The sequence below is a fragment of the Pseudoalteromonas sp. APC 3355 genome, assembly GCF_030407615.1.
GTDB classification, from domain to species: Bacteria; Pseudomonadota; Gammaproteobacteria; order Enterobacterales; family Alteromonadaceae; genus Pseudoalteromonas; species Pseudoalteromonas distincta.
In genome coordinates, this window is the sequence record NZ_JASDDB010000008.1 from 173,890 (window position 1) to 195,624 (window position 21,735).

The 21,735-nt window shown below is 39.9% G+C and carries 14 protein-coding genes; 6 read left to right on the forward strand and 8 right to left on the reverse strand.

What is annotated here, in order from left to right; translation table 11 throughout:
- Positions 1-191: 191 nt before the first annotated feature.
- A complete protein-coding gene (locus tag QMA08_RS12195; RefSeq protein WP_290174595.1) occupies positions 192-1,376 on the forward strand; it encodes an NAD(P)/FAD-dependent oxidoreductase in 1,185 nt (394 codons plus the stop codon).
- 2 nt (positions 1,377-1,378) lie between these two features.
- On the opposite strand, the gene QMA08_RS12200 is transcribed toward QMA08_RS12195, so the two are convergent.
- From QMA08_RS12200 to QMA08_RS12210, 3 genes are all read right to left on the reverse strand, one after another.
- On the reverse strand, positions 1,379-2,482 hold the full coding sequence (locus QMA08_RS12200) for a GGDEF domain-containing protein (protein ID WP_290174596.1): 1,104 nt from the start codon (positions 2,480-2,482) through the stop codon (positions 1,379-1,381).
- A gap of 181 nt (positions 2,483-2,663) precedes the next feature.
- Positions 2,664-3,770, reverse strand: a complete 1,107-nt coding sequence (locus QMA08_RS12205; RefSeq protein ID WP_290174597.1) for a DUF917 domain-containing protein — start codon at positions 3,768-3,770, stop codon at positions 2,664-2,666.
- 74 nt (positions 3,771-3,844) lie between these two features.
- Positions 3,845-5,986, reverse strand: coding sequence for a TonB-dependent receptor (locus QMA08_RS12210; protein ID WP_290174598.1), 2,142 nt, complete (start codon positions 5,984-5,986; stop codon positions 3,845-3,847).
- A gap of 195 nt (positions 5,987-6,181) precedes the next feature.
- Here QMA08_RS12210 and QMA08_RS12215 point away from each other — a divergent pair, with 195 nt between their 5' ends.
- Positions 6,182-6,712: an Lrp/AsnC family transcriptional regulator gene (locus QMA08_RS12215; protein ID WP_002957736.1), complete on the forward strand. Its 531-nt coding sequence runs from the start codon at positions 6,182-6,184 to the stop codon at positions 6,710-6,712.
- Between the two features lie 12 nt (positions 6,713-6,724).
- On the opposite strand, the gene QMA08_RS12220 is transcribed toward QMA08_RS12215, so the two are convergent.
- The 4 genes from QMA08_RS12220 to QMA08_RS12235 all read right to left on the reverse strand — a co-directional run bounded on the left by QMA08_RS12220 (position 6,725) and on the right by QMA08_RS12235 (position 11,726).
- The gene (locus QMA08_RS12220) at positions 6,725-8,002 is read right to left on the reverse strand and encodes a cytosine permease (protein WP_290174599.1); all 1,278 of its coding nucleotides are present in this window, start codon (positions 8,000-8,002) and stop codon (positions 6,725-6,727) included.
- A gap of 232 nt (positions 8,003-8,234) precedes the next feature.
- Positions 8,235-9,434, reverse strand: a complete 1,200-nt coding sequence (locus QMA08_RS12225; protein WP_290174600.1) for an AGE family epimerase/isomerase — start codon at positions 9,432-9,434, stop codon at positions 8,235-8,237.
- Positions 9,431-10,408 carry a carbohydrate kinase gene (locus tag QMA08_RS12230; RefSeq protein ID WP_039488284.1) on the reverse strand — a complete coding sequence of 326 codons (978 nt, stop codon included), beginning with the start codon at positions 10,406-10,408 and terminating at the stop codon, positions 9,431-9,433. The genes QMA08_RS12225 and QMA08_RS12230 overlap by 4 nt, the downstream gene beginning before the upstream one ends.
- A gap of 16 nt (positions 10,409-10,424) precedes the next feature.
- On the reverse strand, positions 10,425-11,726 hold the full coding sequence (locus tag QMA08_RS12235) for a trehalase family glycosidase (protein ID WP_290174601.1): 1,302 nt from the start codon (positions 11,724-11,726) through the stop codon (positions 10,425-10,427).
- 196 nt (positions 11,727-11,922) lie between these two features.
- Here QMA08_RS12235 and QMA08_RS12240 point away from each other — a divergent pair, with 196 nt between their 5' ends.
- From QMA08_RS12240 to QMA08_RS12255, 4 genes are all read left to right on the forward strand, one after another.
- A complete protein-coding gene (locus QMA08_RS12240) occupies positions 11,923-14,364 on the forward strand; it encodes a TonB-dependent receptor (protein ID WP_002957731.1) in 2,442 nt (813 codons plus the stop codon).
- Between the two features lie 197 nt (positions 14,365-14,561).
- Complete coding sequence (locus QMA08_RS12245) at positions 14,562-16,142, forward strand: sodium:solute symporter (RefSeq protein ID WP_290174602.1); 1,581 nt, start codon at positions 14,562-14,564, stop codon at positions 16,140-16,142.
- Positions 16,143-16,152: 10 nt separating this feature from the next.
- A complete protein-coding gene (locus tag QMA08_RS12250) occupies positions 16,153-17,394 on the forward strand; it encodes a DUF4147 domain-containing protein (RefSeq protein ID WP_290174603.1) in 1,242 nt (413 codons plus the stop codon).
- A gap of 74 nt (positions 17,395-17,468) precedes the next feature.
- Positions 17,469-18,626, forward strand: coding sequence for an ROK family transcriptional regulator (locus tag QMA08_RS12255; protein ID WP_002957728.1), 1,158 nt, complete (start codon positions 17,469-17,471; stop codon positions 18,624-18,626).
- Positions 18,627-18,911: 285 nt separating this feature from the next.
- Here QMA08_RS12255 and QMA08_RS12260 read toward each other — a convergent pair whose 3' ends face one another.
- Entirely contained in the window at positions 18,912-21,680 is a 2,769-nt protein-coding gene (locus QMA08_RS12260) for a prolyl oligopeptidase family serine peptidase (RefSeq protein WP_290174604.1), read from the reverse strand.
- Positions 21,681-21,735 lie beyond the last annotated feature (55 nt).

The following is a 21,735-nucleotide window of genomic DNA, read 5'->3' on the forward strand; positions in this document are numbered from 1 at the left end:
CAGTTTACTCGTTGTTTAGTATTTGTCATATAAATTAAAAATAAGTATAAAGGGTTGGTTTGTTGTGCGGGTAATTATTTCCGACTTATTACTGATGCGTTTTTGTTGTGTTATTGCTAATAATTTAAATGCTACGTTGTTAGCTATCAAACTTTGCTATAATCGGAAAAATTTTTTAGTAGGGTAAAATAATGAGTCAAGTAGATGTAATTGTGATAGGTGCGGGAGCAGCAGGATTAATGTGTGCAGCGCAAGCTGGATACCGTGGCCGAAGCGTTACAGTACTTGATATGGGCAAAAAACCAGGTCGTAAAATTTTAATAAGTGGTGGTGGGCGTTGTAATTTTACAAATGAAAACACAACCCCTGATAACTACTTATGCGCAAATGCTCATTTTGTTAAATCATGTTTAAGTCGCTATACACAGCATGACTTTATTGAGCTGGTAGACAGACATGGCTTGGCGTATCACCATAAAACACTAGGTCAGCTTTTTTGCGATAACAATGCACAAGACATTGTTGATATTTTACTGACCGAATGTGAGTGGGCCGGGGTAAATATAAAACTACGCAGTGAAGTGATCAGCGTATCAAAAACCGAAACCGGCTATAGCGTTACCACAGAGCAAGAAACCTTAAGCTGTGAGTCGTTAGTTATAGCATCAGGTGGCTTAACTATGCCAAAACTAGGGGCTACACCAATAGGTTATAAAATTGCAGAGCAGTTTGGCTTAAGCGTGTTACCAACTATGGCTGCACTTGTGCCGTTTACTTTGCATCAGCATGATAAAGAGCGTTTTGAAGGGCTCTCGGGAATTAGTATCCCTTGTGAAGTTTCAAGCGAAGACGGCACCGTATTTAAAGAAAACATCCTCTTTACTCATCGAGGGTTATCGGGCCCAGCAATATTGCAAATAAGCTCATTTTGGCGAGCAGGGCAGGCTGTAACTATAAACTTATTACCTGAAATTGATTTAAGGCAGCAACTTGCTGACTGGCGAGAAACGCAAGCCCAAAAGTCGTTAAAAAATAGCCTTGCAACTATTTTACCTAAACGCTTTATAGAAATACTGCACGAAAGCAAAGCGATACCAGATTGTAATATTAATCAGCTTACCCATGCTCAAATAAATGAGTTAGTAAATTATATTCATGCGTGGCAAATTAAACCCAATGGCACAGAAGGTTATAGAACAGCAGAAGTAACATTGGGCGGTGTAGATACCGACGAGTTGAGCTCAAAAACCTTTGAAGCTAAAAAAGCTAAAGGCCTATACTTTATAGGCGAAGTAACTGACGTAACAGGGTGGCTTGGAGGCTACAACTTCCAATATGCGTGGAGCTGTGGATTTGCTTGTGGGCAGCACGCTTAAGTTTAGGTTATAAACCCATTTAAGTAAGTTGATTGAGCGATAACGGTTGAATCGTTATCGCTAACACATACTTTATTGCGTCCATTATTTTTAGCCTTATATAGCGCTATATCAGCCCGCTCCAGTAGTTTTAGCACTGTATCGTCTTTTTGTATCGTTGCTAATCCAATACTTATAGTAAATGCTACATTTGTAACTGTGTTTTCGGCAATATACTTTCTCAGGTCATCGGCTTTTTTAGCGCTATCATTTAAAGAGGTGTTGGATAAAATAATAGTGAATTCTTCTCCGCCCCATCGCGCAATAAGTGCGTCATTTCCCATACGGCTTTTTAATATTTTTGCAAATTCAGTTAGCACGTTATCACCTACCAAATGCCCGTAGGTATCGTTTATATTTTTGAAGTGATCTATATCGCAAATAAGTAAGCAATGTGGGGTTTTAAAAACGTCATTTTTAGCAATTAACTGTGATAATTCAAAATCAAATTTTTGCCTGTTATAAAGCCCCGTTAACTTATCGGTTTCTGCTAAGTGTTGAATTTCTAAGTTACGGATAGATAATCGAGTGTATGCCGAAAACCGTGTTTTTTCGTAAAATCTAAAAATTAAAATATGAGCAAGGCTTACTTCTATAAGATTAAATAAAGAGCCTAAGCCAATTGTTACAGTTTGCTGTTGTTGTAAATACACAAGATACGCACAAATAGCAAAAGCGACTGTACTAAATAGGCTTCCCCAGTTTCTTCCAACTAAAAAAAAGCTAAAAGGCGGGATCAACGTTGCCCAAAATAAAGAATGCGCATGTCCGCCTACAGAAATCACAAACATCATTATTAAGCTAACAACCATAAGGGCAACGGCCCATGCTGCTGCATTTACGTTGGCTGTTTTATTAAACCAAGTATAGATACCTAGTGATATAGTCAGCCCTAAGGCATCAATTAAAGCAATGTCATAGCTTTCAAAGTAGAAAAGGTTGAGGAGTGTTAAAACTAAAAAATAACTCGTAGTTATTAGTAAAGAGTGGGCTATTAAACGAGTACGCCAAAAGTCCTTATGATCTTTAGGGTATTGCGGAAACTCCTTATACCAAAAACCTAGCATACCAAATAATCCTTGAGTCCATTAATTTAAAGATTATTACCTATATAAGATTTTTATTATAGCTTTTTAACTTTGATTAAAGGAGTATTGCAGGTTGGAAGTGAGTTATTGATATAAAAGCTTAACGGGTTAAACGCTAACCACGCTAAGCTTTATTATAATTCAGGTTAGAGCTGAATAGTTAACTATTTATAGCAGGGCGATAATCACTCTTAACACCTGCGTAATTAGGGCCAAATATAGAAAGTCCTTTTGGTGTTGTAAATTCAACAGGTGCTGGCAAAATAATAACGGATACAGGCATACCTATTTCATAATTTGGATTGGTGATTGGCGTACCCGCTTGTGTGTTTAGGCAACAAATTAAATCAGGGATGGTAACGTGTACTTCTTTATTTAAAAACGCAGCCATATTTTCGTTTTTAACCGTAATTTTATAACTGTTACCAGCAAACTCGCCAGTGCCAGCAAGCATAACTTCGCCTATGGTAAAGCCTTCAAGTGTTTTAAATTCAAACTCACTAACAATTCCTTCAAACGCGACAAATCCATTACCTTGCTCGGCAACTACATTAATAGTGTTTTCATTTGAGTTGTTGGCTTCACGCATGGCTCTTCCAAGCTTTAATGCTTTACTTATCGTGCCGTGAATAACCGCATCTTTCATCTGTTCAATAGGAAGAATATGATCAATGGCCGCGATGTCGTTACGGCTTATTTTGGCAAGGGCACGCACTACGGTTTCAGCGCGTAAGTCATCCATAACGTTTTCACAAATAAAGCATTCGCCAAATTCGTTTGCGGTAATAATTGGTGCTGCGGGTAAATTATTTAAATAATAGGTTGAGTGGGTAATTTCAGGAACTGCTCGTCCAGCAGGGTCGGCATCAATAATATAGCCGTCAAACATAGCCGCTAAATAAAACGATACCGCAGTGTTAGCGCCACCTAGTTCGCAACAAATCGTTCCGTAAATGGACTCTTTATTCATGTACTCAAGGGCGCGATCGTAGGCCGCTAAAATAGAATGCTTACCTGTCCGTGGGAGATTAGCGTAAGCTCGCTCTTCCGTATCTGTTAGTGGCGAGATTGCCCCTAAAATATAAGGTGTGCATACAAGTTCGCCTGCGGGTACTTCATCTGCGCTAATAAGTTTAAACGTTTTACCTAGTGCAAGGGCTTCGTCAATGTAATTTATGCCTTCACTTAGCTCACCGCCACCACCGGTACCTAAAATGGCGCAGCCGTATAAAATATCAATTAGTTGTTCACGATTAAGAATTTGCATGTGTGTATCGCTATTGGTTATCTAAAAAAGAGGCTGCCTTAAGATTGTTTAAAGCAGCTATTTGAGAGTTGAAATTAAAAGTCGTAGCTTAGCTCTACGCCGTAACTACGTGGTTTATTAGGTTGGCGCGCAAGTTCAGTAATTCCATCGCCATATAAAAATATATCTTCAATGGCACGCTCATCAGTGAGGTTGTCTACGTAAACTTGCACTGTCCATTGCTCAGATTTAATGCCAATCCCGGCATTGAGGTAGGTGTAGCGTGATGACTCTACATCTGGAATATCAATGCTGAAGGTTTTAGGCCCTTCTATTAATACCTCAGCGCGGGAAAACAGTGACCACTGGCCGTTTAATTGCGTATTATGATTGGCCGATATGCTGTAGTTGTATTCAGGGACCCAAAACTGTGCTCTGCCAGTAAGCTCAGGGCGCAGTGCAAAGCTTTTTATTTCTGAATCAATAATACCTGCGCTTAGGTTTATGCTTAAATTGCTGGTGGCTGCATAGGCCGCCTCTAGCTCTAAGCCTTTGGTTTGCACTTCATCAATTGATAGATTTTCGAGGGTGTATGTATCTACATTAAATTGCGTAAATTGAGCATCGTCTTGGTCAATAATAAACGCAGCTCCATTAAGGGTTAATTTGCTATCAAACAAAGACGTTTTAAAACCCATTTCGTAGCTATCAGATACTTCTTGATCAAAGGTACGGCTAATTCCTTCTGCAGGCTCATTAAAGCCGCCACTTCTAAATCCGTGCGAATAACCCGTATAAAGTAAAAAGTCATCCGTAACTTGGTATCCTAAAGTTACTTTTGGCTGTAGTTGGCTAAACGACTTTTTAGCGTAAGTATCTGTTTTATTAGTTGGGTCAAACGACTCGCGAGTATCGTGATCGTAACGTAGTGCACCGGTTAGCTCTAACTGCGAGGTAATATCGTAGTTAAATTGCCCCGCAAGAGCCCACGCATCACTGCTGTTATTATCGATAATAGATAAGTAAGGTTCATCGTTTGCAAAGTCTTTACGGGTGAGTATTTGTGCATCCGTAAAGTCATCATAAAAAAGTACCGCAGTGTCGCGGTCGCGCTGTTGATAAAATGCCGACACAGACCATCTAAACTCCTGATCTGACTGAGATATAAAGCGAGATTCAACAGTTAACGATTCAATGTCGTATAACCCTTCAGTTCCAAATGGGGCTCTAAACAAGCCATCTTCATCTATAAATGTTGCATCAGCTGAGTAGTCGCCATCGTAAAAATGTTCATTTTCAGAGTTGCTGTAAGCGGTAACAAATTCAAATTTACCTAAATCGTAATGTTGCGTCAGCTTAGCGCTTAGCTCATATACATCACGCTCATCTTCGTTAATAATATTTTGCGAGGTATTAATAGAGAAGTCTTCAATGGTGTCATCGTTTACGCTTTGATAGTAAGCAAAACCTGCTTCGCTTGACGTGTATTTACCTTTAAGGTTTATTGATGTGTCTTCAGTCAATTCAAATTCTAATTGCGAAAATACAGATTGTTCTTTTAATGGATCGGCTTTATCACCCGTGTAAGTATTTTTAATAAGGCCATCGGTATCTTTTATATAACCACCGGCTCTAAAATAAGCCGTGTTTTCATCATTTAACGACCCTGACACAACTGCATTTAGGTTATAAGTATTACCATTACCAATTGAGCCTTTAACTTTACCTTCAAAGTCTTCAATAGGTTTTTTTGTCGTAACAATGACCGCACCACCAATAGCGCCTCTACCGTACAGTGCGCCTTGCGCGCCACGCATAACTTCAATGCGCTCAATATCTACTAAGTCTTGGTTAATAAACTCTAAATCGGGGGCGGTTACACCATCAACAACAAACGCCAGTGGCGGATCGCCTACTTGCGGTGTAATTAACCCTCGAATAGTTATACGCGCAAGGCCGGGTCTAAAGTTATCAAGTTGCGATAGATTAGGCGTTAAATTAGCAACATCACGAAAGCTGGTAATACGAGATTTTTCAATCGTATCGGCGCTAAAGGCGGTAACAGAGTCTGGCACGTTTTGAATTGACTCAACACGTCCTCGAGAGATAACAGAAATTTTTTCGATAGTGTTGGCTGTATTATTTTGTTCTTGTGCATTAACGTGTGACAAGCACGATAAACTCACCGCCGATGCTAAAAGCGTTTTATGGAATTTTGTTCTATTGTATCTGCTCATGTTATATGTCCTAATGTCACGACTAAGGTAATGTTTTTAACGTACAAACATTGTCGCTTTTTCAGACAAAATAATATTTTGTAAAACCTCAAATGAGCACAAACATATTGTGAAAATATCTAGCAGGCGCTAAGTTTTATGTACATTTTGACAATAGGTTTACAAAATTAATTATTTTTCAATGTGAAACCAGTTATGAAAAAAACGATAAAGATAGACAGATATAACCAAAAAATATTAGCAATAGTGCATCTTACTGCCGATCTCACTAATGTAGAGTTAGCAGAGCGAGTAAACCTTTCTCCCAGCGCTTGTTTTCAACGCGTTAAAGCATTAAAAGAAGCTGGGTATTTTCGTACATTTCATGCCGATATTAATCTTGAACAAATATGTGAGCATGTGTTTGCTTATATGGAATTTACTCTTGAGGACAATAATTTAGCTGCTAGGCGTAAATTTTTAGCTGAAATACACGATATCCCTGAAATAATGGATTGCATGCAGTTAAGTGGTGATATTGATTACATTTCGTTTTGTTGTTTTGCAGATATTCAGGCGCTTAACGCAATGTGCGATAAGTTAACGGGCAGTAGTAATTATACGATTAAAAAATTAACCACACGTATCGTGCTTGAGCGAGCCAAGTTCTTTTTAGGCTACCCGCTTGAAAAGCTAAGATGGCGAGACGAAATGAAAATAGAAGAAGACGAACAAGGCGCTGATTAGCGCCTTGATTAGTTATAAGTGCTTATTAACTGGTTTTGGCTTAATTACCTTTACAAAAAAAGTATAAATAATTGCGGTTAAAATAATAGCATCAATAACGGTAATGCCACTCAATGACACGTTAAATATTGCCCCATTACACACAGCAAATGCCGCACCTACAAACCAAGCTGTAAATGCAGGTATAGAAAAGCGCGCGTTATTGGTAAGCGTACTGGCGTTGTACGCATCAGGCTTTATAAATAATGCATCAACAATAATAACGCCTGCAACGGGCACAAAAATATCTGACAAAAATGCTAAAAAGCTAATAAACATATCTAAAATATTTATAAATGCGGCGCCAATTCCTACTAGTCCTAATAAAACAATAACCCACTTTTTATGCCAATGCGGAAAAGTTGCTTCTACACTGAGTGCGGTACTGTATAAGTTTAGTGAATTTAAAATCCAACTTCCTGCAATCACAATAAAAAAAGCCGAAAATCCTAGGTTGAGCGCAAGCATTAAACTGAGTATTTCGGTTTCTTGCATGGCGGCTGCTGCAAATACAGCTACAAAAATAACGAGCAGTTCAATAATCATATAAGCAATAAAAGAGGTGTATATGCCGCCACGTTTTTGTTTAGAAAAACGGGTTATATCGGGCAAGATAATTGCGCCAATAATAACGCCACCAACAATAGCGGCTACACCATCTTCAAGTGATAAGTCTGCTGACTTTTCTAAATTAATAAAATCAATAAATGGCATGTTATCTAATGCGCCAAATAGCATCATTGCGGTCACAAAAGCTAAAATGGGGATCATAATAGAAGCCAGTACATTAATAGCTTTAAATCCGTATAATGTGGTTATGAGCATGGCGCAGCCAGCAGCTATATCAATTGGCCACTCAGGCATAATAATATTAAATTCAGCGCTCAGTAGGCGTACTACTGCATTCGAAAACAAGTCAATATTTACTCCAAACCAGCCAATTAATGACAAAGCAAAAGCTATATTTACAATGCCAGCACCTGCATTACCAAAGGCTATTTTCACTAACAGATAAGAGCTTAAGCGGCTTTTTACACCTATTGTGCCCATGGCACCGCCAATTACGGTTAAAATGATAGATCCAATGACTAACGCCCAAAGTGTATTACTCACACTTGAACTTTGATGAATTTCTAAGCCGGTTATAAACGTGGGTAATGAAAAGCTTAGCATTGCAGCAATTGCGGCAATACGTGGCCAAGCAACTTGTTCGCTTGTGCATATGGCGTGGGGATATTTCTCGTTGGGCATTACCTGTTCTCTTATTTTTATATCTTTAATATTACTATACGCTGCTGGCGTGCAAAATTTTCTATTATTGGTGTGGTATTCAAAAGATTAGGTTTAAAAAAATGGCTGTAAAAAAATATTATTTTGTTAAGTTGATAGCCCTTTTTGAGGTGAATTAAATCCAGCGCAAAAAAAACCGCCAAACTGGCGGTTAAAAGGTCTACACAACACTGTAAAAGTTATGACTACATAGTTACTTTAATAGCTCGATCACATCAAAACAGGCACCCATTGTATGGTAATCAGTTTTACCTATTGGGCTTTTCATCGTGTCTATTTTTTTATTGTCAGCGGTTAAAATTCTAAACCAGGCTCCGTATTTATGATCAACTAAATGCTGCCACGAATACTGCCAAATTTTGTCATACCATTGCTGATATTTTTCATCCCCTGTTGCTTGATAAAGATACGCTGCACAACACAGAGTTTCGGCTTGCACCCAAAAGTACTTATCGTCATCGTAAATAGTTTTATCAGGAGCAAAGCCGTAGCAAATACCGCCGTGTTTTTTATCCCATGCTACATTTATTGAGTTATCAAATAAGGCTTGAGCGCGTTCAATAAGCCATTTTTGTGGCTTATGCTTATTTAAAAACATAAGCAGTTTTGACCACTCTGTTTGATGGCCAGGTTGAAAGCCCCACGGACGAAATAAATTTTTAGGATCGTCTTTGTTGTACTCTAAATCGACCTGCCAATTTATATCGTAATGCTCCCAGATTAATCCGCCCATTAAATTAGCTTGGCGGTTAACCATGTTGTCGGCAAGTGTGAGCGCACGGTTTAAAAATATTTCGTCTTTTGTGGCTTCATAGGCGGCAATAAGTGCTTCACAAGTATGCATGTTGGCATTTTGGCCGCGGTATGAATCACATTTTGTGAAGTCGCTGTTATGTTGATCTTTATATAAACCGGCTTTTGCATCCCAAAAATGTGTTTCCATTGTTTGAAATGTATCGTTTAGGTATTCGCGCGCCTCTATAACACCTGCGCGATATGCCCAGCTGTACGCTAAAATAACAAATGCAAAGCCATAGCAATGATTGGTGTTATCAAGCACGGTGGCTTGGCCGTTTTCAACTTTTAATAACCAGTTGTAGCCACCTGTTTGCTCAACAAGGTGATGCTTACGAATAAACTCAATCCCCGATTTAACACGGTTTAGGTACTTTTCGTCATTAAAGGTTTGGTACGCACGCGCATAGTTAAATACAAAGCGAGTAGAGCTTACTAAGTGGCGCGTGTGTTTATCAAACACCTCACCGTTATCAGAAAAGTTTTGGTAAAAACCACCGTGTTCATCGTCAATATTTGGCTCATAAAACGCTAGTGTGTCGCTAATGTGCTGCGTTAAAAATTCACGGCTTTTAAAGTTATCTGGTGTGCTTTTCATAGTTCGCTCCTAAAATCGTGTAGAGACTTTTGGTTAGGTAGGGAGTTAAATGCCCCTTTGTAAGATGCGGCATGGGCACCACATAATGAAGCAAATTCAAAAATAGTTGTTAGTATTTCAGGCGTGTTGCAAAGCTCGCTAAAAGAGCTGGGTGTCAGGTTTTGTAAGCCTAGTTGATACAGCAATCCACCTACAAACGCATCTCCTGCAGCGGTGGCATCAACCATAGTAACCTTTTTAGGGTGAAGCGTTTGCTTGGCATTTTTTGTATACCAATGCATAGGGTTGCCTGCATCGGTAACTACAAATAGCTCACAACCGTTATTAAGTGTTTGGGCAATAAACTCATCGCTCGATTGCTCACCCGCTAAGTATTCAAGCTCTTCTTTTGAGGCTTTAATAATTGAGCAGTCTTTTAATAACGGTAAAATATGCTCGCGAGGGTTGGCATCGCTTGGCCATAAATTGAGGCGCAAGTTAATATCAAAGCTCACAATTGAGTTATTTTGTTTTGCAAATTTAACACCGTAAGCGGTGGTGTTTCTGATGTTTTTGTCGGTTAATGTGTTTGAACAAATATGAAAAATATCGCATTGCTCAAACCATTCGCGACTAAAGTCATCGTTACTAAAGTGCAAATCGGCGGTGTTATCACGGTAAAACTCAAACGTGCGATCGCCATCGTTATCGAGTGATACAAACGCGAGAGCTGTTTTTGCTTGGTTGGTAAAACGCATAAAGTCGGTTTTTACACCTTGCTCTTTTAATGCATTATGTAAAAAGTCGCCAAAGCTATCAGTGCTTAGCATTCCTGCAAAGTAGGCATTACCGCCTAGCTTTGCAATGGCAACGCTTACGTTTGCAGGCGCACCGCCTGCAAACTTTGTAAACGCTTCGTGTTCGTTGCTGTTTTGGCTCAATTTATTTGAAAGTAAATCAACCAGTACTTCACCAAAGCATATTGTGTGTTTCATGATCTTGCCTTAGTTATTAGTCAAGTAGCCAATGTAATGCTATTGCAGCCGTCCACGAGAAATCTTTACCACCACAGCCTGCACCTGTTTCTGGGTTAAAATATTCGTAGTAGCCAGACTTAACAACTAAGTTGCGAGTGTCATCTTGAATTTTGTCAGCCGTTGTTGCAAAGCCTGCTTCTTTAAGGCCTATGGCTATCATCCAGTTGATGTGTAACCAAATCGGGCCACGCCAGTAGCGTTGTGGCTCGTATTTTTCCTCTTTAGGGTGAGTAGATGCCACACTAAACTGGCTCGACTCAATAAAATCTTCGGTGGCTGTATTAATTATTTTAGTTTGCTCATCGTTTGTTAAACCTGCATATACAGTTAATAGCGCGGCTGATGTTTTAACTTTAGCCAAGCTGTTAGTTAATACATCTCTGCAATAAAAGTACTGGCTTTGCTCACACCATAAAGTGTTTATGGCTTGCTCTGTTATTTGTAAGCGCTGTGCTAAGTAATCAGTGCGAGCATCGTTTAAGCCAAGTTGTTCACCCATTTTGAGTAAATCTTTGGTTGCACGGTGTAAAATAGCAATAATACCTAGGTCATTCATTTTGTACGGACAGGTTTCGTAAATTACTTTACTGTCAAAGTTGTTACGTTTAAAAAAGTCTACAAGGTATAAAAAGCGGTCGTACTCACTTTTATGTGGGCGCTGAGAAGAATCTACATGACTTGTATCGCGGCGCGTATATTCCCAATCCACACATGGCACAGCATGAAGTGCGTCATCCCACGATGGGCTGTTATCCATGCCCGATTCCCACGGGTGGTAGGTTACTACTAAGCCTGTTTTTTCAGGATCTCGGTCGTTGTACCACCATAAATGATAATCAACTACTTGTGAAAATAACGCTTTAACTTTTTGTTCTGCAAGTTCTTTATCTTTAGCGCTGGCAAGCATTTCTTTCATTACGGTGGCGACTACTGGCGGCTGTGAAATAGACGTACTTTTAATTTTTTTATCCGAACCCCATACGTCAGGGCCAGGAAAATAAGTATCAGAATCTTTATGAAACAAGATGTGCGGCACCATGCCATCATCCCATTGGCCTGAAAATAACACATCAATTTCTTGCCATGCGCGGCTTTCGTCTGATTTCATCCAGCCTAGCGCTGTAATGGCTGAATCCCAGTTCCACTGAAACGGGTATAGGCCATGTGTTGGTACTGTATAGCCACCTAAGTCGTTTGCTATAAGTGTTTTAGTAGCAAGGTCTGCAAGCGATGAAGCCGTTGCTGAGTCAATTTTACCGCTGTTTATAGTAGTCATATTGGGTGCTCTTTGTGTGTTATTTCCGATTTGGATAATATTAAAGCACTCATTATGGGTTGTAAATGTTTTTTTTCTGTGCTTAAATCCTGTTCGAAGTAACAAAAAACTAACATGTTTACTTGATTATTTCGGCTTTGCTTAGCCACACTCTAAGTAAATACACACAGACAACTAGCACAATTGGAGAATACCCGTGAATAAAACAACGATCGCCTCTATTGTATCTTTATGCCTTGCACAGGGCGCTTATGCAGCAGAAGAAGCTGCACCAGATACAGCAAAAAAAGCTAATAACGTTGAGCGTATTATCGTCTCTGGTACCAGTAAAGGGCGTGTTATTTCAGACACTCCACAATCAGTAACATCTATTAGTGAAGACGAGCTGGTAAAGCTGTCTTCAAGTAGCCAAGCGGATGTGCTTCGCTATATTCCGGGTATTAAAGTAGAAGGCGGTGGCGGTGAAGTCGCTACTAACCTACAAGTAAGAGGCTTACCTTCATCGGGTCAGTTTCAGTTTACGCCACTGTCGTACGACGGTTCACCTAGTTTGAGTGTTTTTGGTTTAAACTCATCGGCGTTTGATGTGTATTACCGTAATGATTTGGGTATTGAGCGCGTAGAGTTTGTGCGTGGTGGTGTATCTAATTTATTTGGCCAAGGTTCTGTGGCCGGCATTATTAACTATATTTCTAAAACGGGCAGTGATGATCCGCAAAGTACCGTACAAATGGAGCTTTCTGACCAAGGGCGTACTCGCTTAGATTTTGCAACGAGCGGTCCGCTTAACGAAGATGGCTTATATTATGCGCTTTCTGGCTTTTACCGTTACGACGAGGGCCCTTTAGATACAGGCCTTGAGACTAAAGGTACACAGTTGCGTGGTAATATTCGTAAAGAATTTGATGATGGCTCTGGCTCATTTACTGTTTACGGACAGTACATTGACGACCAAGCTCAGTTTTACTTACCTATTCCACTTGATGGCGACAGCCGCGAGCGCTTAATTGGTAACGATGGTCGTGAAGTCGAATCACTGCAAACGGCGCAAGTATCTAACTTAACGTACGATACAGCAAATGGTCGTTATGAATCGCCAATCAGTGATGGTGTAGTTACTAAAGGTGGTTCTATTTCAGTGGTGTTTGAAAAAGAACTCGCTAACGATTTTGCCATTAATATGCGCAGTAAATACGCTAAATACCAACACGAATTTAATTTATTTTTAGACGGCGACGGTATTATTAATGTACCTGAAAGCCAAGACGACTTTTTAGCTAACAGAGGGCTAGGTGATGCAAGCGGTGCTGAGTTTTCTTATGTTAATTCAGGTGTCGCACTTGCAAGCGATGACTTACTATTTGCTAACCGTATTTTAGACCGCGACCGCCCAGCTGAAGATTTTTCTGCAGAATTTAATATTATCAAAAGTATTTTTGTAGGTGATTTTAGCCACGATATTACAGTCGGTACATTTTTCTCGCACAGTGAAGCCGACGACGATAACGTTATTACAACTTACTTAGGTGAGTTTAATAACAACCCTCGCTTAATCGACTTAACGTATACCGATGTTAATGGCGATGAGGTTCAGTACACTCAAAATGGTATTAGTGGCCCAGGTATTTCTTATACTAACCAAACCATTAGCGCTACCCGCAGAGCATTGTACGTAGCGGATCAAATGGAAAGCGACGATTGGATTTTTGACTTTGGTGTTCGCTACGAAGAAATTGAAGGAAAAATTAGTCGCGAAGGCAGCCAAGTAGTTCAGATTTCTGATGACCCAACGCTTGCACCTAACTTACAAGTTAACACTACAGGCAGTGGTGTAATGACTTACGGCGAAGTCGACACGTCTGAATTTGCTGTATCAGGGGCGGCGTTATATCGCTTAACTGATAATTTAAATGTATATGCCAATGCATCTCGCGGGTTTTTCTTCCCAGAAATTAGAGGTATTCAGTTTAATGATTTAGGCGAGCCTGCCAGCTACGAAGCTGAAATTGTTGAGCAAGGCGAGCTAGGTGTTAAGTTTTTTGATAACGACTTTAGCGGCAGCATTGCGTTATTTAGAACTGACTTAAAAGACAGACGCAGCGTAGACTTTGTAAATGATGGTAATGGGGGCGTATTAGAGCTGCCAGTTATGCAATCAACTAAAGCAACGGGTGTTGAGCTTACCGGTCGTTACGATATTACCGATGAGTGGGCTGTTGATGCCAACATGACCTATACCGATCACGAATTTACTGAATTTGACTCAGACCCTTCTATTATTGGTAACGAATTACGTCGTAAACCAAAAATATTATTTAACTCATCTATTAGCTACACCGCAGATAACTGGGATGCATCGATTTACCATAACTTTACCGGTAAAAACTTTGCAAATGACTCAAACTCGGTAGAACTTGATTCATTCCACTTATTTAGATTTGATGCAGGCTATAACTGGCAAGTTGCACCAGAGCAAACAGTACGCTTAAGCGTTGGGGTATTTAACCTGTTTGATTCTGACGGTGTTACTGAAGGTTCGCCTCGTCTAGGTAACAGCCAAACGGCAGATAACCCATACTTTGTAGGTCGCCCAATTCTCCCACGACGCGTTACTTTAAGAGTTAAATACGACTTTTAAATAAATGCTTTATGCCTATTAACTCACTTTGGGGTTAATAGGTTTTTTGCATTGTGATGCATTTTTCAGCTAAGTTAGCTACAGGTTTATCTTTTTGACTAGGCTCGTTTATTCAAAAAGGTAAGGGCAGGTAGCCGTTTGGTATTTTAATTTTGAAAAGGCGCAGTGTTTTCATATTGTGAATACGCGAATAAATTATGAATATATTAGATTTTTCAATAGTTGCTCTTTATCTTGGTGCCTTATTGGTAATGGGATTTATGCTACGCGAACAAACCAATAAAAGTGATTACTTTTTAGGGGGTAAAAGCTTAGGTTGGAAACCTTTGGCTTTGTCGGTAATGGCCACTCAGCTTTCGGCTATTAGCTTTATTTCGGCTCCTGCATTTGTTGGTTTGCGTGAAGGCGGTGGTATGCAATGGCTCTCGTATGAGTTGGGTGTTCCGCTGGCGATGATTTTAATTTTAGCGACTATTTTACCCAAGCTTTATAAAAGCGGCATTGTCAGTATTTACGATTATTTAGAAGTGCGCTTTGGCCGCTCAACCCGTGTGCTTATTAGTGTGGTGTTTCAATTTAGCCGTGCGTTTGCCACCGGCATTATGATTTACGCGGTATCGCTTATTTTACAAGGCACCATGGGAATAGAAGCATGGCAAGCTATTGTACTAACGGGGGTTATAACCGTTTTATATTCACTGCAAGGTGGGATGAAAGCTGTAGTGTACGGTGATGCAATTCAAATGATCATCATTGTACTGGGTACTATTGCTTGTATTGGCTTTGGACTATATCACTTAGGTGGGGTTGATACCTTTATTGCCAATGTTGATTCGAGCCGATTAGAAGCGATTAAGTTTGATTCATTTGGTTTTAGTGGTGATGGCTTTGGCTTTTTACCGATGATTTTTGGTGGTGTGGTACTTTACGCTTCTTACTATGGGTGTGACCAAACACAAGCGCAACGTGCGCTCAGTGCAAAAGATCCTAAAAACCTACGCTACATGATTTTAGCAAATGGTGTAGTGCGTTTTCCTATTACTATTTTATATTGTGTGTCGGGTTTAGTTGTTGGCACTCTGGCAATGAGTAACCCTGAATTTTTAGCAAAAATTCCAGCAGATAACCCTGATTGGATGATGCCTATATTTATTTTAGATTACCTACCGCATGGCTTAATTGGTTTGTTAGTTGTCGCTATTTTGTCGGCAGCGATGTCGTCACTTAGCTCTGCAATTAATTCACTTTCGGCGGTAAGTATTGAAGATTACAGCCGTATATCTAATAGAGAGCTAGACCAACCATCTTACTTAAAGTTAGCTAAATACTTAGGTTTAGCATGGGGCGCAATTACCTTAGTACTATCACTTTTTGCCGGTGACATAGCGCCGACCATTATTGAAGCTATTAACAAAGTCGGCTCGTTATTTTATGGCCCAATACTGGCGGTATTTTTAGTTGCTGTATTAAGTAAACGCAGTGCTGCATTGCATGCCAATATTGGCTTAATTAGCGGTGTATTAATTAATTTGTTGGTGTCGGTATTTGCGCCAGATGTTTTTTGGTTTTGGTGGAATTTTATCGGTTTTGTAAGCGCTGCGGTGATTATTTATGTTACGAGTCGTTTAATTCCAAGAGAGGTAAACGAAGTCACAAAAGTACAAAATGCCGAGACCGTATCAAACTCAATTTTAACTGGCAAAGATATCGTTATGCTACTTAGCATGTTTGTTGTGATGATATTAATTTGTTTAGCTATTCCTTCAATTTTTTCGTGAGCTGTGACTAATGGATTCTAAAAAGTCGTTTTTAATTGATTTATTTACCACTGCGGTAAATGCCTGTAAACCAAGTGCTTGCATGAGTAAGTATTTAGAAAATATAGATGCAAGCAAAGGTTTGTGTGTAGTAGGGGCGGGTAAAGCCGCCGCTGAAATGGCCGCCGAAGTTAATCGCTTTTATGGTGATAAATGTTTTGGCGCAGTGGTAACGCGTTATGGCTACGAAAGTAGCGGTGATACTGGGCGAATTAAAGTGCTTAGTGCAAACCACCCAACACCAGACGATAACAGCTTAGCTGCTGGCAAAGAGTTATTGGAGCTTGTAAGAAATAATCCGGCTGATATTCCTATTTTGTTTATTATTTCGGGGGGCGGTTCGTCGTTGATGTGCCTACCTGTTGATGATGTGCCTTTTTCACAAAAGCAAAAGCTTAATCAGTTTTTACTTAGAAGTGGTGCAAGCGTTGATGAAATAAATGTAGTGCGTAAGCAGTTGTCACTTGTTAAAGGCGGTAAGTTAGCGCAGGCCGCTAAGTCGAATTACGTTACGCTCATTATTTCAGATGTAGTAGGGGACAAACCAAGTGATATAGCATCAGGCCCTACCATTAGCGATGGCAGTACTAAAGCCGATGCACTGGCTATTTTACAAAAGTACAATTGGCCGGTAATTGCAGAGGTTGAAGCGCATTTATTAAAACCAGAGCAAGAACGAGTTGCTGACACCGTGGGTGAGTACTTTATTGTTGCAAATGCACAGCATGCTATTGATAGCGCAATAGGTGTTGCACAGCACGAAGGCTGGGAAACCCAGGTACTAGGGTATGATATTCAAGGCGAGGCTAAAGAGGTTGCAAAGCAACATGCGGCTATCGCTCTTGATCAAAAATCCCAAGGCAAGCGCGTTATGTTGTTCTCTGGTGGCGAGCTTACCGTAACCGTTGCTGATATTTATGGAGATGGCGGGCCCAATCAAGAATACTTAATGGCGTTGGCTGAGGCACTTAATGGCGAAGCGGGTATTTACGCACTTGCTTGTGATACCGATGGTGTAGATGGTAGTAAAGATGTAGCGGGTGCGTATATAAATAACAGTACGATTGCTCGCGCACAAGATGCTGGCGAAAACTTACATGCACAGTTAGAAGGTCATAATAGCCATCAGTTTTTTAAAGCTATTGATGATTTAATTATTACTGGGCCAACTAACACAAATGTGAACGATTTTAGAGTGATAGTGATTGAGTAGGCGCAGTTTGCCCACTTGTTCTTTATAATGGTTTCACGTAATCTTGTGCTCCAATTTTGTTAGGGTTAATACCTATGTTTTCGTTAAACAACAGTAACTTATTACGCTCTGGTTTTGAGCTTGGAAAAGGCGAAAAGCTATTTCAAGATATTGAGCGCGATATTATAAAAGTGGTGTTTTGGGAAAAGTGCGTAACTCAAAGTCATATTGTGAGCGCAACTCGTATTCCACAGCAAACTGTGTCGCGTTTACTTAAGTCGTTAACCCAACACGGTGTAATTGTACAAACTGATACGCTAATTCCTAATAAAAAAGGCAAACCTGGATTTGGCATTGCCCTTAATCCCGATTACGGATTTACCTTTGGCTTAGCTATTTTGCTTGATGCTATTTCGCTTGCCGTAATGGATTTTACGGGAAAGGTGGTTTATACCCATATGCAGCTAATGTCGGATATGAGCATTAATAATGTGCTTAAATGTGCACAAAAGCTGGTAGAAGATATAAGCGCTGAGCGTGACATTCCAAGTGAAAAAGTACTGGGAATGGGTGTGGGTATCTCTGGCTTTTTTAGCTCAATGGATGGGAAAATGAATACCCACCATATGCTAGAAGAGTGGTCGCAGGTTGATATTATCGATATTGTGTCGCAGCATTTTCAACTCCCTACTTGGGTTGTTAACGATGCTACAGGCGCAGCCGCAGGTGAGGGTGTTGCTGGTATTGGACGCGAGTATAAAAACTTTGTTTATATGTTTGTGTCGGCCGCATTTGGTGGCGGTATTGTAAATAATGGCGACGTACTGCGCGGTACATACGGAAACGCAGGTGAGCTTGGCGACATGCTACCGCCTAAATTATATGCCCACCCCAATCTTGAATTACTAAAACGTATTTTGAAAAAAAATGGCGTAGCGGTTACTTCTATTTACGACCTGCATGACAACTTTGACCCCGATTGGCCTGGCGTTGAAGAGTGGCTGTTTAAAGTTCAAGACTCATTTGATTTAGTGGCAACCTGTTGCTCGGCATTATTAGATGCTGAAGCGATTATTATTGGTGGCCATATTCCAAAAGAGTTGGCTGAAAAAGTTATTGCACGAACTGAGGTTTATGCACAATTTAGACGTGGCGCTAAACGCCCTATGCCAAAGCTGGTGGTATCTAATATTGATAATTTTCCGGTATCAATTGGCGCAGCCACATTGCCATTTAGAGAGTTGTGTTTGTAGCTTAATACCAATCCGCAATAATACTTAATCATTTTGCGGGGCTAAACGTGTCGCTACCTGCGTTAAAAAATTCTCATTTACGACTGCATGGATGCAGAAGGTAGAGCAATGCAGGAGCAATTGCCGAGAACAACTAAATATCGAATTTTTTGCCTAGCTATCAACACGTTTTTCCAGCCTCAAAATAGCTTATTTAATTAAGCGAATTGGTATAAGAAATACACATTTTAAAAACAAAAAAGCCGATATTGTTTTATGCAATACCGGCTTTTTTGTGTGGGTTATTTACTCTTCAACGAATGCCTCGCCTTGTGTCATCCATTTTGCGGCTGGTTTCCCTTTTAAGTAATGATCAAAGTACTGCATCATACGCACTGAAAAATCGACCTGATTAGGAAACTTTTTCAAATGATGCGGTTCACCTTCGTATTGTAAAAAAGTTGCATCTTTACCTGCGCGACGAAGCGCTAAGTAGTACTGCACGCCTTCGTGCCAAGGCACTGCATCGTCTTTATCGCCAAACATAATTAAAATAGGGGTATTTACTTTATCTGCAAAAAACACCGGTGAGTTTTCTATGTACAGATCTGGTGCTTCAAATAAGTTTTTACCTATACGGCTTTGCCCTGTTTCGTATTGAAACTGACGAGCAAGACCCGATTTTAAACGTATGCCACTGTAAGCACTTGTCATGTTTGATACTGGCGCGCCAGATACAACCGCTTTAAACATATCTGTTTGGGTTATCATAAACGCACTTTGATAGCCTGCCCAAGAGTGACCTTGTAAGCCTATTTTATCTGGGTCGGCTATGCCTAAATCTATTAATTTTTGGGTGGCGTTTATCATGGTTTGCGTTGACGATTTACCCGGGTGACCTATTTCAAAACGAATGTCAGGTAAAAATACCGCATAACCGTTTGAGGTAAACATAGGGAAATTAGGGCGATGGTTTAATTCCATTTTTGGAAAATCAAACATACGCTGGCTCATGTAACGGTAAAAATACACAACCACAGGTACTTTATCGCCTTTTTTATATCCCGCTGGTTTTATTAGTACACCTTGTAAATCTTCACCGTCAAAGCCTTTATAGCTTATCAGCTCTGGCTTTTCGCCCCAGGCAAAATTACTAATTTGTGGGTTTAGCGTGGTCACTTGTTTTGGTGAACTAAAGCTAAAATCTGTTTGGTAGTAATCAGGAAATTGGCTATAAGTTTGCGAAGTAAATAAGTACTTGTCAGCCTTTTTGGCTTTTTTAACCATATCAAAGCGTTTATTACCGCTAAGCACCTTAGTTAGTGTGTTAGTGGTTAAGTCGAGCTTTGCAACTTCACTTTGTTTAGTTTGTAAGTTAATAGCAGAGACAAGTAATGTATCGCCTTTTTTAAAGCCCACTTGGGTTTTATCAAGCTTAATAGCACGGTACTGCGTATTGCTTTGCTTACCATTAGTTAGGCGTTTAGCTTGCTTAGTTTTTACATCAAACGCCCAAATATCGTATTTACTATAAGCAAGCACTTGGCTGCTATCGGTCATCCAACCTGCAAAACCATAACCAGGTTGAGTAGATGGGTAGTCGTGTTTATCATCAGCAAAGGTTGCCTGAATCGCTTTTGTAAGCGGTGTTACTTTATTATTTTTTAAATCTTTTAACTGTATTTGGCTATCGCTAAAATAAGCTGCAAACTCACCATTAGGGGCAAGGCTCGGTCTAAACGGGTAGTTACTTATAATTGGAGTTTGTTTACCGGTATTTATATTTACTGCAAAGTAATCAGCAAAAAAACCGCCGTACATAATTTTTTTTAGGTAGGGGATGTTAGATGAGCCAAGTAAAGATATATCTCGCTGAGGGTTTAGTGCAACCTCAGGCATGTTTGGTGTACTAAGTTGCGCAACTTTTTGCGAGTTAACGTGATACACCGCACTGTAATGGCGATTTTTATTAACTTCGTTCCATTGTTGCTCTTCACGTGGTTTTATTTGCGCATCGTTGTTGTGCCATACATTAAGACCTTTATGCTCACGTATGGTATCAAAGTCGTACAGTGAGGCTTCGTCGGTATATTCTTTAGTTTTTACTTTAGCTGCTAATTTAGGATGGTTTTCAAAATATAAGCGCTCGCCATTTTCTGACCATTCAAGGGTGGCTGTTTTCCCTAACGTCCATGCTTTATTAGGTGAATCTATAGTTGAGAGCTTCTCGTTTTTATATAGCTGTAAAGTGTAGCTTCGGCGGCGCGTGTCATCATTTACATAGTTACCCAATGTAAACGCTGCAATATTGTCAGTGGGGTGCCACGCTATTTTATTTGCGATTACGCCCGGTTCATCAATTAATACGCTGCTATTAAAGTCACTGAGCTCAATTAACGCTATTTGGTTGTTATTACCATCGCTGTAACTTTGACTCACTAATAGCTGGCTGTTAGCTGAGTTAATAGCGTAGCTAAATACGTTTTCTATTGTATGGGTGCGTTTATCAGATAAGTTTACGATAACAAGCGCATAGCTCTTATCTTTTTTATCGGGCGTGATAGCGTTGTCTTCTTCGTTTTTAGTGCTATCGGTTTTATCTTCTACTTTTTCGTCATCGTCTTTTTTATTTAAACGATAAGCAAGCCACATACCGTCATCAGATAACGTGTAATCTTTTACATCAGCAAAGCTTTGTTGGGCACCTGATTGTGTGTTTACGAGTACCAGATTGTTTTTAAGTGTGTCTTTTTTTTTGGTTGTTTCTTTTTCAAGTAAGGTAGGTACTTGTGTAAAAGCGACCCAGTTAGCGGCTTTATTAATATGAGGCTTAGTGCCGCGTTCTACTTCTGCGATGAGTGTATTGCTTTGTAGTGAGTAAACTTGACCAGTTGCATTTCCACGATACGGCGTTGCACTAAAAGTGAGTACTTGACCATTGTCAGATAGTTGTGTGCTTTTAGCTGATTTAAAACTAAATACGTCTTTAAATTGTAGCGATTCTTTGGCGTGTATGCCGGTGCTAGTAAAGCTGACAACGAGTGCCGTGCTTAATAAGGTGAGTTTTGTTTTCATTATTGATTCTCGTATTATGACATTGTTTCATTGTAACGAGTTTGGTTCATAATTC

Coding starts and splice junctions, on each gene's coding strand:
- QMA08_RS12220 (WP_290174599.1), bottom strand. CDS start 8,002: ATGCCCAACGAGAAATATCCCCACGCCATATGCACAAGCGAACAAGTT.
- QMA08_RS12260 (WP_290174604.1), bottom strand. CDS start 21,680: ATGAAAACAAAACTCACCTTATTAAGCACGGCACTCGTTGTCAGCTTT.
- QMA08_RS12235 (WP_290174601.1), bottom strand. CDS start 11,726: ATGACTACTATAAACAGCGGTAAAATTGACTCAGCAACGGCTTCATCG.
- QMA08_RS12215 (WP_002957736.1), top strand. CDS start 6,182: ATGAAAAAAACGATAAAGATAGACAGATATAACCAAAAAATATTAGCA.
- QMA08_RS12195 (WP_290174595.1), top strand. CDS start 192: ATGAGTCAAGTAGATGTAATTGTGATAGGTGCGGGAGCAGCAGGATTA.
- QMA08_RS12205 (WP_290174597.1), bottom strand. CDS start 3,770: ATGCAAATTCTTAATCGTGAACAACTAATTGATATTTTATACGGCTGC.
- QMA08_RS12230 (WP_039488284.1), bottom strand. CDS start 10,408: ATGAAACACACAATATGCTTTGGTGAAGTACTGGTTGATTTACTTTCA.
- QMA08_RS12250 (WP_290174603.1), top strand. CDS start 16,153: ATGGATTCTAAAAAGTCGTTTTTAATTGATTTATTTACCACTGCGGTA.
- QMA08_RS12245 (WP_290174602.1), top strand. CDS start 14,562: ATGAATATATTAGATTTTTCAATAGTTGCTCTTTATCTTGGTGCCTTA.
- QMA08_RS12225 (WP_290174600.1), bottom strand. CDS start 9,434: ATGAAAAGCACACCAGATAACTTTAAAAGCCGTGAATTTTTAACGCAG.
- QMA08_RS12210 (WP_290174598.1), bottom strand. CDS start 5,986: ATGAGCAGATACAATAGAACAAAATTCCATAAAACGCTTTTAGCATCG.
- QMA08_RS12255 (WP_002957728.1), top strand. CDS start 17,469: ATGTTTTCGTTAAACAACAGTAACTTATTACGCTCTGGTTTTGAGCTT.
- QMA08_RS12200 (WP_290174596.1), bottom strand. CDS start 2,482: ATGCTAGGTTTTTGGTATAAGGAGTTTCCGCAATACCCTAAAGATCAT.